At 73.3% G+C, this 14,307-nt stretch carries 10 protein-coding genes and 1 pseudogene; 4 read left to right on the plus strand and 7 right to left on the minus strand.

The window, feature by feature from the left end; translation table 11 throughout:
• Window positions 1-133 precede the first annotated feature (133 nt).
• Window positions 134-1,978 carry a 2-oxoglutarate dehydrogenase, E2 component, dihydrolipoamide succinyltransferase gene (gene sucB, locus AB0B48_RS26220; RefSeq protein WP_357206163.1) on the minus strand — a complete coding sequence of 615 codons (1,845 nt, stop codon included), beginning with the start codon at window positions 1,976-1,978 and terminating at the stop codon, window positions 134-136.
• 67 nt (window positions 1,979-2,045) lie between these two features.
• On the minus strand, window positions 2,046-3,437 hold the full coding sequence (gene lpdA, locus AB0B48_RS26225; RefSeq protein ID WP_357206165.1) for a dihydrolipoyl dehydrogenase: 1,392 nt from the start codon (window positions 3,435-3,437) through the stop codon (window positions 2,046-2,048).
• 178 nt (window positions 3,438-3,615) lie between these two features.
• Here lpdA and AB0B48_RS26230 point away from each other — a divergent pair, with 178 nt between their 5' ends.
• The gene (locus tag AB0B48_RS26230; RefSeq protein ID WP_355007761.1) at window positions 3,616-3,942 is read left to right on the plus strand and encodes a hypothetical protein; all 327 of its coding nucleotides are present in this window, start codon (window positions 3,616-3,618) and stop codon (window positions 3,940-3,942) included.
• 47 nt (window positions 3,943-3,989) lie between these two features.
• Here AB0B48_RS26230 and AB0B48_RS26235 read toward each other — a convergent pair whose 3' ends face one another.
• Window positions 3,990-5,564, minus strand: a complete 1,575-nt coding sequence (locus tag AB0B48_RS26235; protein ID WP_357206167.1) for a leucyl aminopeptidase — start codon at window positions 5,562-5,564, stop codon at window positions 3,990-3,992.
• A gap of 162 nt (window positions 5,565-5,726) precedes the next feature.
• On the opposite strand from AB0B48_RS26235, the gene gcvT reads away from it, so the two are divergent.
• Window positions 5,727-6,857 (plus strand): glycine cleavage system aminomethyltransferase GcvT, encoded by a 1,131-nt coding sequence (gene gcvT / locus AB0B48_RS26240; RefSeq protein ID WP_357206169.1) that lies wholly within the window; start codon window positions 5,727-5,729, stop codon window positions 6,855-6,857.
• Window positions 6,858-6,982: 125 nt separating this feature from the next.
• Here the strand turns inward: gcvT and AB0B48_RS26245 are convergent, their stop codons facing one another.
• The 4 genes and pseudogenes from AB0B48_RS26245 to AB0B48_RS26260 form a co-directional block, all read right to left on the minus strand.
• Window positions 6,983-8,281: a DUF2314 domain-containing protein gene (locus AB0B48_RS26245; RefSeq protein ID WP_357206171.1), complete on the minus strand. Its 1,299-nt coding sequence runs from the start codon at window positions 8,279-8,281 to the stop codon at window positions 6,983-6,985.
• 67 nt (window positions 8,282-8,348) lie between these two features.
• Window positions 8,349-9,122: an adenosylcobinamide-GDP ribazoletransferase gene (locus tag AB0B48_RS26250; protein ID WP_357206173.1), complete on the minus strand. Its 774-nt coding sequence runs from the start codon at window positions 9,120-9,122 to the stop codon at window positions 8,349-8,351.
• Entirely contained in the window at window positions 9,112-11,046 is a 1,935-nt protein-coding gene (locus AB0B48_RS26255) for a bifunctional adenosylcobinamide kinase/adenosylcobinamide-phosphate guanylyltransferase (protein ID WP_357206175.1), read from the minus strand. Before AB0B48_RS26255 ends, AB0B48_RS26250 begins: the two co-directional genes overlap by 11 nt.
• A gap of 509 nt (window positions 11,047-11,555) precedes the next feature.
• A pseudogene (locus AB0B48_RS26260) lies at window positions 11,556-13,010 on the minus strand (protein kinase); the annotation flags it as partial.
• A 145-nt stretch (window positions 13,011-13,155) separates the two neighbouring features.
• Between AB0B48_RS26260 and AB0B48_RS26265 the strand changes: the two are divergent.
• Entirely contained in the window at window positions 13,156-13,356 is a 201-nt protein-coding gene (locus tag AB0B48_RS26265; RefSeq protein WP_007463228.1) for a hypothetical protein, read from the plus strand.
• Window positions 13,356-14,153 carry a site-2 protease family protein gene (locus AB0B48_RS26270; RefSeq protein ID WP_357206177.1) on the plus strand — a complete coding sequence of 266 codons (798 nt, stop codon included), beginning with the start codon at window positions 13,356-13,358 and terminating at the stop codon, window positions 14,151-14,153. Before AB0B48_RS26265 ends, AB0B48_RS26270 begins: the two co-directional genes overlap by 1 nt.
• Window positions 14,154-14,307 lie beyond the last annotated feature (154 nt).

The raw sequence follows: 14,307 nt of genomic DNA on the forward strand, positions 1-14,307 counted from the left end.
CCCCACTACGCGCGGGACCCGGTGGCCGCCGCGGGGCTCTGGCCGTTCTCCCCCGCCCTGCTAAAGTGGTGCCCACCCGCGCGGGACGGGCGCCCGGGACGATCCCGGGGGCGCCCTCTCGTCGTTCAGCGGATCAGGCCAGGCCCAGCTCCGACTCGAAGTTGCCGCCCTCCAGCCGCTCCTTGACCGCGGTCAGGAAGCGGGCCGCGTCGGCGCCGTCGATCAGCCGGTGGTCGTACGACATGGCCAGGTAGACCATCGACCGGACCGCGATGACCTCGCCCAGCTCCGGGTCGTTGACCACGACCGGACGCTTCACCACGGCACCCGTGCCGAGCATCGCCGACTGCGGCGATGGCACGATCGGGGTGTCGAAGAGGGCGCCACGGCTGCCGGTGTTGGTCAGCGTGAAGGTCGCCCCGGCCATCTCGTCCGGGGTGATCTTGTTGGCCCGGGTGCGCTCGGCCAGGTCGGCGATCCGCTTGGCGATGCCGCCCATGTTGAGGTCACCGGCGTTGTGGATGACCGGCACGAGCAGACCGCGCTCGGTGTCCACAGCGATGCCGAGGTGCTCGGCCGCCGGGTAGGTGATCGTGCCGCCCTCCAGGTCCATGCTGGCCTGGATGATCGGGTGGGTCTGCAGCGCCTCGATGGCGGCGAGGGCGAAGAACGGCAGGAAGGACAGCTTCACGCCGTGCTTGGCCAGGAACGAGTCCTTGGCCTTCGTCCGCAGCTTGGCGACCTTGGTGACGTCGACCTCGACGACAGTGGTCAGCTGCGCCGTCTCGTGCAGCGACTGCTGCATCCGCTTGGCGATGGTCGCCCGGATCCGCGGCAGCTTCTCCGTGGTGCCCCGCTTCGCGCTGGGCTCCGGCTTGACGGCTGGCTTCGCCGCAGCGGCCGACGGCGCGGCACTCGGCTGAGCAGCCTGGGCTGGCGCGGCCTTGGCGGCCTTCGCCTTCTCGGCCGCCTCCAGCACGTCCTGCTTGCGGATCCGACCACCCACGCCGGTGCCGTTGAGCGCGGCCAGGTCGACGCCGTGCTCACTGGCCAGCTTGCGCACCAGCGGGGTCACGTACCCGGCGGCCTCCTCGCCGGCGCCCGGCGCCGGAGCGGACGGACGGGCCGGCGCCGAGGTCGACGCGGCCGGCTGCGCGGCCTGCTCGGTCTTCGCCGGCTGCGCCGAGCTCTCGGTCTCCGCGGCGGGCTCGCTGTACGAGGCGCCCTGCGTCGGCTCCTCGACCTTCGGCTCCGGCTTTGGCTCGGCCTTCGGCGCCGGCTTGGCCTCCGCCTTCGGCTCGGGCTTCGGCTCGGGCTGCGCCTGGGCGGGGGCCCCGCCGGCAGCGCCGATGATCGCCAGGTCGGCGCCGACCGCTGCGGTCTCGTCCTCGGCGACCTTGATCTCCAGCACCGTGCCGGCTACCGGCGACGGGATCTCGGTGTCCACCTTGTCGGTGGAGACCTCCAGCAGCGGCTCGTCGACCTCGATGGTCTCGCCGACCTGCTTGAGCCAGCGGGTGACCGTACCCTCGGTGACGCTCTCGCCCAGGGCGGGCATCTTCACCGCGGTGCCCTCGCCCGAGGAGGCGGCGGCCGGAGCCGGAGCCTCGGCCGGGGCCTCGTCCTGGGCCACCTCGTCGGCGGTGCCCTCGGCGGCGGCCGTCGGCTCGGCGGCCGGCTCGACCGACTCGGCCGGAGCCTGCTCCTGCGGGGCTGCCTCGCCGCCGCCGGTCGACTCGCCCTCACCGGCGATGACGGCCAGCTCGCTGCCGACCTCGGCGGTCTCGTCCTCGCCGACCACGATCCGGCTCAGCACGCCGGCAGCGGGTGACGGGATCTCGGTGTCGACCTTGTCGGTGGAGACCTCAAGCAGGGGCTCGTCGACCTCGACCGTGTCGCCCTCCTGCTTGAGCCAGCGAGTGACGGTGCCCTCGGTGACGCTCTCGCCGAGCCGGGGCATGGTGACCGATACCGGCATGTTCTGAGACTCCTTCATTCCCCTGGTGGGATCTTCGCCCGTCGCCGGACGCCGCGGTTTTGGATGATCAGGCGTGCGCGTGCAGCGGCTTGCCGGCGAGGGCCAGGTGCGCCTCGCCCAGGGCCTCGTTCTGGGTCGGGTGGGCGTGCACGAGCTGGGCGACCTCCGCCGGGTACGCCTCCCAGTTGTAGATGAGCTGCGCCTCGCCGATCAGCTCACCCACCCGGGCGCCGATCATGTGTACGCCGACGACCGGGCCGTCCTCGACCCGGACCAGCTTCACGAAGCCGGTCGTCTTGAGGATCTGGCTCTTTCCGTTGCCACCCAGGTTGTAGTTGTACGTCTTGACCTTGTCAGCGCCGTACTGCTCCTTGGCCTTTGCCTCGGTGAGGCCCACCGACGCCAGCTCCGGGTCGCAGTACGTGACGCGCGGGATGCCGACCTCGTCGATCACGGCGGGGTTCTGGCCGGCGATCTCCTCGGCGACGAAGATGCCCTGCTGGAAGCCGCGGTGCGCGAGCTGGAGGCCGGGCACGATGTCGCCGACCGCGTAGACGTTCGGCACGCTGGTGCGCAGCCGCTCGTCGGTCAGCACGAAGCCGCGGTCCATCGTGACGCCCTGCTCCTCGTACCCGAGGTTGGCGGTGTTCGGGCCGCGACCCACGGCGACCAGCAGCAGCTCCGCCTCGACGGTCTCGCCGCCCTGGATGGTCAGCTTGACGCCGCCCTCGGTCTTCTCGACCTTCTCGAACGGCTTGCCGACCTTGAAGTTGATCTTCCGCTTGCGGAACGCCCGCTCCAGCGCCTTGGACGACTCCTCGTCCTCGGCGGCGACCAGCCGGGGCAGCGCCTCGACGATCGTCACGTCCACGCCGAAGGACTTCCACACGCTGGCGAACTCGACGCCGATCACACCGCCACCGAGCACGATCACCGACGACGGCACCCGGTCCATCGTGAGGGCGTGGTCGCTGGTGATGATCCGCTCGCCGTCGACCTCCAGGCCGGGCAGGCTCTTCGCGTACGAGCCGGAGGCCAGGACGATGTTGCGGCCGGTGTAGCGCTTGCCGTCCACCTCGACCACGTTCTTGCCGACCAGCTTGCCGGCACCCTCGACGATCGTGATGCCCTTGTTGCCCTTCAACATGCCCTGCAGGCCCTTGTAGAGGCGGGCGATCACGCCGTCCTTGTACGAGTTGACCCCGGCCATGTCGATGCCGATCAGCTCGGCCTTGACCCCGAACTGCTCCGACTCACGGGCCTGGTCGGCGATCTCGGCGGCGTGCAGCAGAGCCTTCGTCGGGATGCAGCCGTTGTGCAGGCAGGTGCCGCCGAGTTTGCCCTTCTCGACCAGCGCGACCTTCAGGCCCAGCTGGACGGCGCGCAGCGCGGTCGCGTAGCCGCCGCTGCCACCTCCGAGAATGACAATGTCGAAGGTCGCTTCGTTCGGCTCGCTCACGTCCAACTCCCAGGTCGCGTCGCTGCATCGGGGGTCACAGAGGTGTAACACGGACACACCCCACCTCGGTCATCTTGTCACCACTGGGCACAGGGTGCGTACCGAGGTGCCCAACGACACGTCATCGACACGTACCCTTGGCACCGTTGTCGATGACGCTCGGTGGGGGAGAGAACCGGTGGGCTTGTTCCGGCGCCGCAAACAGGCGGCTGTGCCGAGCCATGACCGTGCTGCCAGTCGTGGGGATCTGGACCATTTGGAGAACTTCATCCGGAGTCGGCGCGGCGTCGAGGCGTACATCGAACCGCGTACGACGGTGACCGAGACCACCGTCATCCTGATCGCCGACGACGGGGAGTGGACCCGTCGGCGCATCGACGGCCCGGACGGAGCCCGGCGCTTCGCGTACCGGATGGGCATCCCGGTCTACGACGTCCGGCTGATGGGCTACCCGCAGCGGATGCGTGACTTCAACGAACGCCGCAAACGTCGCCCCGAGCGGTAGCGAAAGGGCCCCCGGCGTCGACCGGGGGCCCCTCGCTTTCCGTTCCGTCAGCCGTTGGCGGCGACATCCTCGACGAGCTGCACCAGCGTGCGGACCGGAACTCCGGTGCCGCCCTTGGTCCAGTAGCCGAACGGCTCGCCCGAGTGGTAGCCCGGCCCGGCGATGTCGATGTGCGCCCACGCCACGTCGTCGGTCACGAACTCGCGCAGGAACACGCCGCCCTGCAGCATGTGACCCGCCCGGTCCATCCCGGCGTTGACCTGCGAGATGTCCGCCACATCCGACTCCATGCCCTTACGGACGTCGTCGGGCAGCGGCATCGGCCAGGCCGGCTCGCCGACGGCGTCGCCGGCCACCTTCACCCGGTCGCACAGCTGCGGGGTGCCCATCACGCCGGCCATCCGCTTGCCCAGCGAGATGACCTGGCCGCCGGTCAGGGTGGAGGTCTCGAACAGGTAGTCGGTGCCGTCCGCGCAGGCACGGGCCATGGCGTCGCCCAGGATCATCCGGCCCTCGGCGTCGGTGTTGAGCACCTCGACCCGCTTGCCGTTGAACATGGTGATCACGTCACCCGGCCGGTAGCTGGTGCCCGACGGCATGTTCTCCGCCATCGGCAGGTACGCGCTGACCGCCACCGTCGGCTTCAGCGCGGCGATCGCCAGCATGGCCGCGCCCACCGCGGCGGCGCCCGCCATGTCGGACTTCATCTCCCACATGCCCTGCGCCGGCTTGATCGAGATGCCGCCGGTGTCGAAGGTGATGCCCTTACCGACCAGCGCGACCCGCTTGCCGTTGCCGCCGCCCTGCGGGGTGTAGGTCAGCTTCACCAGCCGCGGCGGGGCCTCCGAGCCCTGCCCGACCGCGACGATGCCGCCGTACCCGCCAGCGGCCAGCGCCGCCTCGTCGAGCACCTCGACGCCGAGGCCCGCCTCGCGCGCCGCGCTGGCGACCGCGTCGGCGAACGACGGCGGACGCAGCTCGTTCGGCGCGGTGTTCACCCAGTCCCGGCTGAGCCGGACCGCGCCCGCCACCGCCTGCGCCCGGACGACCTCCGCCTGGGCGCTCGCGTCGGCGGCGTCCGGCACCGCGATGAGCACCTCGGCCACCGGCTCGCGCCGGGTCGGCTGGGGCCGGGTCTTGTAGCCGGGGAACCGGTACCCACCCAGCAGCGCGCCCTCGGCGACCGCGCGCAGCTCGGCCGACGCGTCCGCGTCGTCCGGCAGCGGCAGCGCCAGCGCGACAGTGGGTGCGCCCGCCAGGGCCCGGATCGCCGCACCCGCGGCCCGGCGCAGCGTCTCCGGGGCCGGGGCGGCACCCGACGGCTCCGGGCCGAGCCCGACCGCGGTGACCAGCGGGGCGGTCACGGTGCCCAGCGTGGCCAGCTTGATCACCTCACCCGGCCCGCCGGTCGCGCCGAGCAGCGCGAGGGTCTCGGTCAGCTTGCCGTCGAACGCGGCAGCGATGCTCTCGGCGCCGCTGGCGAGCAGCAGGGTGCCGGCGAGGCCGCTGGTGGCGCCCTGCTCTCCGGTCTGGCTGTGCACGCCGATCACGATCGCGTCGACGGCGAGCTCCGCCGGGTCGGTGTCGACCAGGCTCAGGTTGGTGGTGCGGGGTGAAGTCACTGAAGCTACTCCGGGCGGGCCGGGCCGGTCGCGGCGTCGCGTACCAGCGGTGAAGGTCTCCGGCGGAACCTACCCGCCGGACGTCATGGCTGTCCCGCCGACAGCGCCAGCGGGCTCCCGCCGATGCTAACCAGCGACGTTGCCCCCGGTAAGTTGCCACCCATGACCGACGTGACCTCCGACGCTGCCGCGACCCGGCTGCGCCGTTCCCCGCTGCACGAGCGGCACACCGCCGCCGGAGCCAAGTTCGCCCCCTTCGGGGGCTGGGAAATGCCCCTGGAGTACGCCGGCGGCGGGGTGCTCAAGGAGCACACCGCTGTGCGTACGGCGGTCGGGGTCTTCGACGTGTCACACCTGGGCAAGGCCCGGGTGAGCGGCCCCGGCGCGGCCGACTTCGTCAACTCCTGCCTCAGCAACGACCTGGGCCGGATCGGCCCGGGCCGGGCGCAGTACACGCTCTGCTGCGACGACGCCACCGGCGGTGTGGTGGACGACATCATCGCCTACCTCTATGCCGACGACCACGTCTTCCTCATTCCGAACGCGGCGAACACCGCCGAGGTGGTGCGCCGGTTGCGCGCCGCCGCTCCCGCACAGGTGACAGTCACCGACGAGCACGAGGCGTACGCGGTGCTGGCCGTGCAGGGCCCGCGCTCGGCCGAGTTGCTGGCCGCCCTGGACCTGCCCACCGAACACGGCTACATGAGCTTCTCCGCCGCGAGCCTCGCCGGGGTGGAGCTGACCGTCTGCCGTACCGGCTACACGGGTGAGCTGGGCTACGAGCTGGTGGTGCCGGCGGAGCACGCGGTCACCGTCTGGGATGCGCTCTTCGCCGCCGGCGCGGCGTTCGAGCTGCGTGCCTGCGGGCTGGCCGCCCGGGACACGCTGCGGACCGAGATGGGGTACCCGCTGCACGGGCAGGACCTCTCCCTGGACATCAGCCCGGTGCAGGCCCGCTCCGGCTGGGCGGTCGGCTGGGACAAGCCGGCCTTCTGGGGCCGCGACGCGCTGCTCGCCGAGAAGGCCGCCGGCCCCCGGCGTACGCTGCGCGGCCTGGTGGCCGTCGACCGGGCGATCCCGCGGCCCGGCATGACCCTGCACGTGGGCGACACCCAGGTCGGCACCGTGACCAGCGGCACCTTCAGCCCGACGAGGAAGCAGGGCATCGCGCTGGCCCTGCTGGACACCGACGCCAACCTGACCGACGGCGACGAGGTCGAGATCGACATCCGAGGCCGCCGAGCCCCCCTGACCCTGACCAAACCCCCCTTCGTAAACCCCTCAGTGAAGTAACCCGGATCGCCTCGCCCCGGGCCCCAGATGTTGTTGATCATGAAGTTATTGTCACGACACGCCGGCAGCCATGACAATAACTTCATGATCAACGTGGCTGGGGCTGGGGCTGGGGCTGGGTGGGGTTAGGGGGTTTTGGGGGTTGGGGGTTCGCCGGAGTCCAGGACTGCCTGGGTCCAGCCGCCTTCGATGACGCCTGTGGCGTCCAGGACGGCCCAGTCGACCACGTCGGACGTCTCCACGACCACGGGGCCGCCGATGCGGACGCTCTGGTCGGTGTTGGCGTCGCTGGCGCTCACGCCGACGATGCGTTCCGGGTTCTCCCACGAGGTGACGCCCGCCCAGACGTACTCCGGGCCGTCGTCTCCGGGCAGGCCGTACTTCACCACCAGTTGTGACTCGGTGGGGAGTTGCCCTGCGACGAACCGGGCCCGAGCGTCATCCAGCGCGGCCCGGGCGGTGGCGACCGCACGGCTCATCGCGTCACCGGAGCGGGCGTAGCGCACGTCCGGCTGGATGCCGGAGAACAGGGTCGCGCAGGCGGCGGCGTAGTAGCGCCCGTCCGGACCGGGGTGCCCGGCCGGCGGGCGCAGGCTGAGGAACGAGTCGGCCTCCGGGTCGGTCGCCGGGTCCAGTTCGAGGCGCAGCAGCACCGGGGCGGTGGCGCCGTGCTGCTCCGGGTTGCCGTACGCCACAGCGATGTCGTGCCCGGTGACCGTGGCCAGCACCGGGAGCTGCACGAACGCCGGCACCTCCTCGCCGGTGAGCCCGTCGGTCCAGTCCCGCAGCAGTCGGCGGGCCGCCCCGGTCATCACCGCACCCCAGGCCCGGGTGAGGTGGTCGGGAACCCCCTGGGTCTGCAACTCCAGCAGACCGAAGCGGCGCAGCCCCTTGGTGGTGAACCACAGGCCCTCGGTGTCCGACGAGTACGGCACCAGCACCCAGTCGACAAGTCGGATCCGGCCCTGCTCGTCGGGGAGGGAGCGCAGCGCGGTCGCCGGGTCGAGGAACTGGAGGCCGAAGACGTCCACCACGTCGCAGTCGACGGATTCCGCCACGGCTGCCGCGACCGCCCGCGCGGCCCACTCGTGCGCGGGTGGCCAACCGGGCCGGTACTCGGCCTGTACGACCACCAGGTGCGTCGCCGCCGCCAGCCGGTCCAGTTGCTCCTTGGTGGCACCGAACGCGGTGAGCAGGTCCGGTGGCAGTTCGGGGAACTCGGCGATCGGCCGGGTGTCGACGCTCATCAGCGGGCTGTCGAGCATCTGCCGGGCCAGCCCGTGCACCGGCTCGGCCAGTCGGCCGGTCAGGGCCGCCACCGCGGTCTTCGCACTGACCTTCGGTAGCCCCGCCATCGGCACCAGGTAGGTCGCGCTGAGCGACTCCGGCACCGGAACGGGCAGGAAGTCGTCCGTGATGAGCATTGTGGGTTCCCCCGGTGGCCGCGCCGGTGTTGTCGAGCCGAACGCTACCCGGCCCGCCGGGCCCGGTTCAGCCGGACAGCACCAGACCCAGGTAGACCAGCGTGGTGACCACCTCGACGGTCGCGCCGAGGACGTCGCCGGTGATCCCGCCGAGGCGGCGTACCACGTGGTTGAGCAGCGGTAGCGCGACGGCGGTCGCGGCGACGACGGCCAGCGGCCCCTGCCACGGACGGCCCGGCACCGCGGGCACCGCCAGCAGCACGACGGCGACCGCGCCGGCGGCCACCGCCACCGGGCCGACCGTGCCGGCGACCAGAGCGCCCAGCCCGTCGGGCCGGGCCGCCGGCACGCCCCGCCGGCAGGCCACCGTGACACCGAGCCGCCCGGCCGCGGTCGCCGCGACCACCGCCGCGAGGCACGCCGGCCAGGACCGACCGGCGAGGTCGGCGAGCGCCGCCGCCTGCACCAGGAGTACGACCACCAGGGCGACCACTCCGAACGGGCCGACGTCCGGCTTCTTCATGATCTCCAGGGCCGCCGCTCCCCGCCGGTAGGAGCCGAGCGCGTCAACTGTGTCGGCCAGCCCGTCCAGGTGCAGCCCTCGGGTGAGCAGCGCGGCGACGCCGACGGTGACGCCGGCCGCCACCAGCGGCGGTGCGAGCGCCCCGGCCAGCAGCAGCACACCGGCCAGCAGGGCGCCGAGTAGCGCGCCGACCACCGGGGCGAGGGCCATCGCCGTGCCGGCGACGGGTCGGTCGATGCGCCCGGCCCGCACCGGCAGCGTGGTGAACGTGGTGACCGCCAGCCGGGCTCCCGCGAGCAGCCGTGGCTCAGCCGGCACGCCAGCCCGACGCCGGCTGCTCGTCCACCCCGGTGCTGGCCGGGCCCGGCCCGGCCGGCACCGGCTCGGCGAAGTCGGGCTCGGTCGAGTCGGGCTCGGTGAGATCCGGGTCCGCGTAGCTCGGGTCGGTGGACTCCGGCTCGTCGGCGGGCGGGTCGGTGTCGTCGGTGCCGCCCAGCGACGGGTGCACCGGCAGCGCGGCGGACAACGCCAGCACCGAGCGCAGCAGCGGCAGCGCGACCAGCGCGTTGGCGCCCTCGCCGAGATCCATCCGCAGGTCGAGCAGCGGGGTGAGGCCCAGCACGTCGGCGGCGAGCCGCACGGCCGGGTGCCCGCCGTGGTCGGCCAGCAGGCACCAGTGCCGGGCCTGCCCGGCCAGGTCACGGCTCACCATGGCGGCGGCCAACCCGACCGGACCGTCGAGCAGCACCGGCACCCGGCGGGCGGTGGCGCCGAGCAGTACGCCGGTGGCCACCGCCACGTCGCCGCCGCCCAACTCGGCCAGGATGTCCTTCGCGCCGCGAGACGAGCGTCGGGTGCGGTGCAGCGCGTCGCGCACCGCCGCGCAGCGGATCATCCACGCCGCGTCGTCGATCTCGCCGGAGTCGGTGATCACCCGACCCAGCACGGCGGGCGGTTCCGCGCCCGCGGTCGCCGCGAGCACCGCCGCGGCCGCCGCCTCGGTGCCGGCGCCGCACGCGGCGAGCACCAGTAGTTGTACGCCGGCGTCGGCGGCCTGCTCGGCCAACCGCCAGCCGTAACGCAGCGCGGACTCCACCTGCTCCGGCGCGAGGGCCTGCTGGTCTTCGATCGGCGCGGAGGCCGGGGTGTCCACCACCTGGAGACTCGCGCCGCTCTCGGCGGCCAGCCGTGCCAACGCGCCCTGACCGGCGCGGGCCTGTGCGGCGCGGCGTGCCGACTCACCGGCGACGGTGCCGGCCGCCGCCCCGCCGGCGTGGTCGCCGTGCAGCAGCAGCACCCGCGCTGAGCCCCAGGCGGCGGGGGTCGAGGTGCCCTGGGTGGCGGCGGCGAAGCCCACCACCCGGTCCAACACGCCCAGCCCGGCGCCCGGTACGTCCAGCGTGGCCAGTCGGTCGACCGCCTGTGGGCCGGCGTACTCGTCGGGCATGGGCAGCTCCATGCCGGGCTGGATGACCAGCCCGGTGGACACCATCGGCAGCGCCATTGTCGGCGCGGCCCAGGGGTTGCCCGGTTCCGCGGTCGGGGCGGCCGGCGGCGTGGGGGTCAGCACGTCGGGGAGCTGCACCTCGGGGGTGGGCTCGGTGTCGGCCAGGCTCGCCACGACCGGTGCCGCGGCTGCGGTCGGCGACGCGGTCACCGTGGCGGGAGCAGACGGTTCGGTGGCGGTGGCGGTGGCGGGCGACTTGAGCCAGACCGGCTGACCGGCGACGACCAGGACGACCGCGTCGCAGGCGTCCGCCACCGCACGGTTGGCCGCGCCCAAGGCGTCGGTGAACGCCCGGCCCAGCGGGGTGGTCGGCACCAGCGACAGCCCCACCTCGGGGCTCACCAGCACCACCCGGGCGGCACACCCGCGGATCGCCTCGGCCAGCTCGGCGATGGTCGCCACGTCGTCGGCGGGCTGGTGGTCCGGGTCGAGCAGCACCGTCACCCAGCCGCCCAGGTCGTCGACGAGCAACAACTCGTTGGGCTCGGCGGACTCGAGCACGTCGGCCAGCCGGCGCGGGTCCTCGGTGGTCTCCTCGGTGGTCCAGCTGCCCGGCCGTCGGGCGCGGTGCGCCGCCAGCCGGGTCGCCCACTCGGTGTCCTCCGGGTCGCCCTCGGGCGCGGTGGCGACGTAGCGGACCACCGGCGCGTCGCTGACCAGGGACTCGGCGAACTCGGACTTGCCGGACCGGATACCGCCGAGCACCAGGACCGTGTTCCACCCGTCTACGGACATGCCCGTACCTTAGTTCTCATCCTTCGGGCCCGGGCACGTCGCCCCGACCCTGCCGAAGATCGAAAGTCCGTTCCGCCTCCATTGCGGGGAAGCGCCCAGTTCCCCCACCCGAAGGCGGCGCGCGACCCCGGCCCGCTGCACTGCCGGCGCGGCGGTCAGTCGCAGTGTTCGAACCCGCTGCCGTAACTGACGCCGCCGGTGGTGCCGCCCCACTTGACGCACGTCCCGGCGGCGGTGGCCCGCACCGGCCCGGCGTAGTAGTCGAAGGACCCGCTGTCAGTGCTGCGGGCCCGACCCTGCACCTCCAGGTACGCCGACGCTGCGGACTTCGCGCCGACCGCGGTGTCCTTGAGGGTGACCACGCAGTTGGTCCCTGTGCCCGAGTGGTACAGCAGGAAGACCCGGCCCTTGCGCTGCCCGTCCCCGCCGGTCAGCGTCGCCGAGTCGATCACCTGGTAGCCGCTGCCGCACGCCTGGGCGGCCGTGTACGGGTTGGGCCGGCTGGACGGGGTGCGGCTGGGCGTCGGTCGGCTGCTGGTCGTACCGGTCGGCGTACCGCCCGGCACTGCGGCGCTGGTGGGGTCGCCGCTGGTCGTCGCCTCGGCGGGAGACCCGGTCGGGTTGGCCGTCGCGGTGCGACCGACCCCCGGCGTTGCGCTGGGCCCGGGCCCGGTGGTGGTCGCGTCCCCGGGCGGCAGCGGTGCGTCGGAGACCGCCGCCGACTCACCGGCCAGCGCGGGTGGCTGGTCCGCCGAACCCGACTTCGCTTCGGGCCGGAGCGCCACCACGGCCACCGCGACGACGAGCGCGACGAGAACGGCCGCACCTGCCCCGACCAGCAGCGGACGGCGTCGGCCCGGCGGCCCGCTCCCGAGCGCGTCCTCCCGGGTCGGCTTCGGCTCGGTCGTCGCTTCGACCGCGACGCTCGCCGGTGGGCGTGGAGCGGCGGGCCCTGCCGACACCGACCCGGCGGGCGGCGTCGCCGCGACCGACGGTGCGGAAGCCAGGCCGGCCGGCGGAAGGGGGGTCGGGCCGGCCGGCGGTACGGAAGTCGGGACGGCGGGGGCCGCGACGCCCGGGGTGGGAGCGGCCAGCGCCCACGGTGGGCGGGCGGAGACCGGAATGCTCGCCACTGTCGCGTCGCGGGCATCGGCGGCGGCAGCGGCCAACTCAGCGGCGCTGCCGAACCGGTCCTCCGGGCGCTTGGCCAGCGCGCGGGCCACCACCGCGGCAACCGCCGGTGGGGTGTCCGCCGGCAGCGCCGCCGGGTCCTCCTGGGCGTGCCGCAGCGCCACCGCAAGCGGGTTGTCACCGTGGAAGGGCGGCTGCCCGGAAAGGCAGAAGTACGCCACCGCGCCGAGCGCGTAGATGTCGGTGGCGGCCGAGACCGGCTGCCCGGTGGCCTGCTCCGGAGACATGTACGAGGCGGTGCCGAGCACCATGTTCGCGGCGGTGAGCCCGGCCATGTCGCGGGACCGGGCGATGCCGAAGTCGACGAGCACCACGGTGCCGTCGCCCTTGACCAGCAGGTTGCCCGGCTTCACGTCCCGGTGCACGATGCCGGCGAGGTGTGCGGTGTGCAGCGCGTCGGCGGCCTGGGCCAGCACCGACATGGTGGTGGCCGGATCCAGCCGCCCCACCGCGCGCACCCGGGCGGACAACGGCTCGCCCTCGACGTACTCCATCACCAGGTAGTCGACCTGGCTGCCGTCGTCGAGCACTGCCTGCCCGACGTCGTGCACCGGCACCACGCCGGGGTGCCGCAGCGCGGCCAGCATCCGCGCCTCGGCCCGGAACCGGGCGGTGAACTCCGGATCGGCGACCAGCGACGGCAGCAGCACCTTCACGGCGACCTCGCGTTCCAGCAGGACGTCGGTGCCACGCCAGACCGCTCCCATCCCACCCGTCGCCACCCGCTCGCCCAGCCGGTACCGGCCGCCGAGCAGCACTCCCCGTGTCAGCACCGAGCCACCGTACCGGCCGGCGTCGATCGGATTGATCCACCCCGTCGGCCCCTGCCGGGGCGAGCGAGCGGCCGTTGCGCGCCGGGCCGACTACGCTGGCGAGGGTTCGTCCCACGGGGACTTCAGCGGCGAGGGGAGACGCGGCATGGCGTGGAGCTGGCGGTACGAGGGCACGGACGGCCAGACGGTCGAGGGACCGGCGGAGTCGTTCGGCAGCCAGGCCGACGCCGAATCCTGGATCGGTCAGACCTGGCGGGAGCTCGCGGCGTCCGGCGTCACCTCGGTCGCGCTCGTGGAGGACGACCGGGTGGACTACCGGATGAGCCTGCTGCCCACGGCCGAGTGATGGCCTACGACCGCCCGGGCGGTGACGGGCTGGTCCTCGGCGTGCCCAAGGCGGCGTTCCGTCCCAGCCCGGTCTTCCTCGGTCTGGTCGCGCTCTTCGCGGTCAGCGGGGTGCTGACCTGGAACGGGTACGGCAGCGTCCGGTTCAACGTGTTCCTCTTCGTGGTGTCCGGCTGGCTGGTGTCGCTCTGCCTGCACGAGTACGCCCACGCGGTGGTGGCCTACCGGGCCGGCGACCGGGACATCGCCCATCGCGGCTACCTGACGCTCAACCCGTTCAAGTACACCCACCCGTTGCTGTCGATCGTGCTGCCGGTGGTGGTGGTGCTGCTCGGCGGCATCGGCCTGCCGGGTGGCGCGGTCTGGGTGGACCGGCACGCCATCCCGGGTCGACTGCGGCACACCCTGGTCAGCCTCGCCGGCCCGGCGACGAACGTGCTGTTCACGCTGCTGTTGGTGGCGGCGGTGCAGGTCGGCACCCGGTCGGATGGTCCGGTGGAGTTCTGGGCCGGGGTGGCGCTGCTCGCCTTCCTCCAGCTCACCGCCAGTGTGCTGAACCTGCTGCCGGTGCCCGGCCTGGACGGCGGCAACATGATCCAGCCGTGGCTCACCCCGCAGTGGCGCAAGATGTACGACCTGTTCGCGCCGTACGGCTTCATCCTGCTCTTCGCGCTGCTGTGGAACCCGCGCATCGGCGGCTGGTTCTTCGACGCGGTCTTCGCTGTCGGTGACCTGCTCGGTCTGCCGTCGTGGCTCTACGCCACCGGCCTGGAGCTGATCCGCTTCTGGCAGAGCTGACCGGGCCCGGCGACCGGGCGGAGCTGACCGGGCGGAGCTGACCCGGCGGAGCTGACCGGGCGGAGCTGACCCGGCCCGGTCGGGGGGGGGGGTTGGCGCCGGCCGGGGGGGGACCACGGGAGGGGGGCGGGGCGGGGGGGTGGGGGGTGGGCGC

The organism is Micromonospora sp. NPDC049089 (genome assembly GCF_040648775.1).
Taxonomy (GTDB): Bacteria; Actinomycetota; Actinomycetes; order Mycobacteriales; family Micromonosporaceae; genus Micromonospora.

Bases quoted from the DNA above. Each gene is read 5' to 3' on its own strand.
- sucB (WP_357206163.1), bottom strand. From the start codon at position 1,978: ATGCCGGTATCGGTCACCATGCCCCGGCTCGGCGAGAGCGTCACCGAG.
- gcvT (WP_357206169.1), top strand. From the start codon at position 5,727: ATGACCGACGTGACCTCCGACGCTGCCGCGACCCGGCTGCGCCGTTCC.
- AB0B48_RS26245 (WP_357206171.1), bottom strand. From the start codon at position 8,281: ATGCTCATCACGGACGACTTCCTGCCCGTTCCGGTGCCGGAGTCGCTC.
- AB0B48_RS26255 (WP_357206175.1), bottom strand. From the start codon at position 11,046: ATGTCCGTAGACGGGTGGAACACGGTCCTGGTGCTCGGCGGTATCCGG.
- AB0B48_RS26265 (WP_007463228.1), top strand. From the start codon at position 13,156: ATGGCGTGGAGCTGGCGGTACGAGGGCACGGACGGCCAGACGGTCGAG.
- AB0B48_RS26270 (WP_357206177.1), top strand. From the start codon at position 13,356: ATGGCCTACGACCGCCCGGGCGGTGACGGGCTGGTCCTCGGCGTGCCC.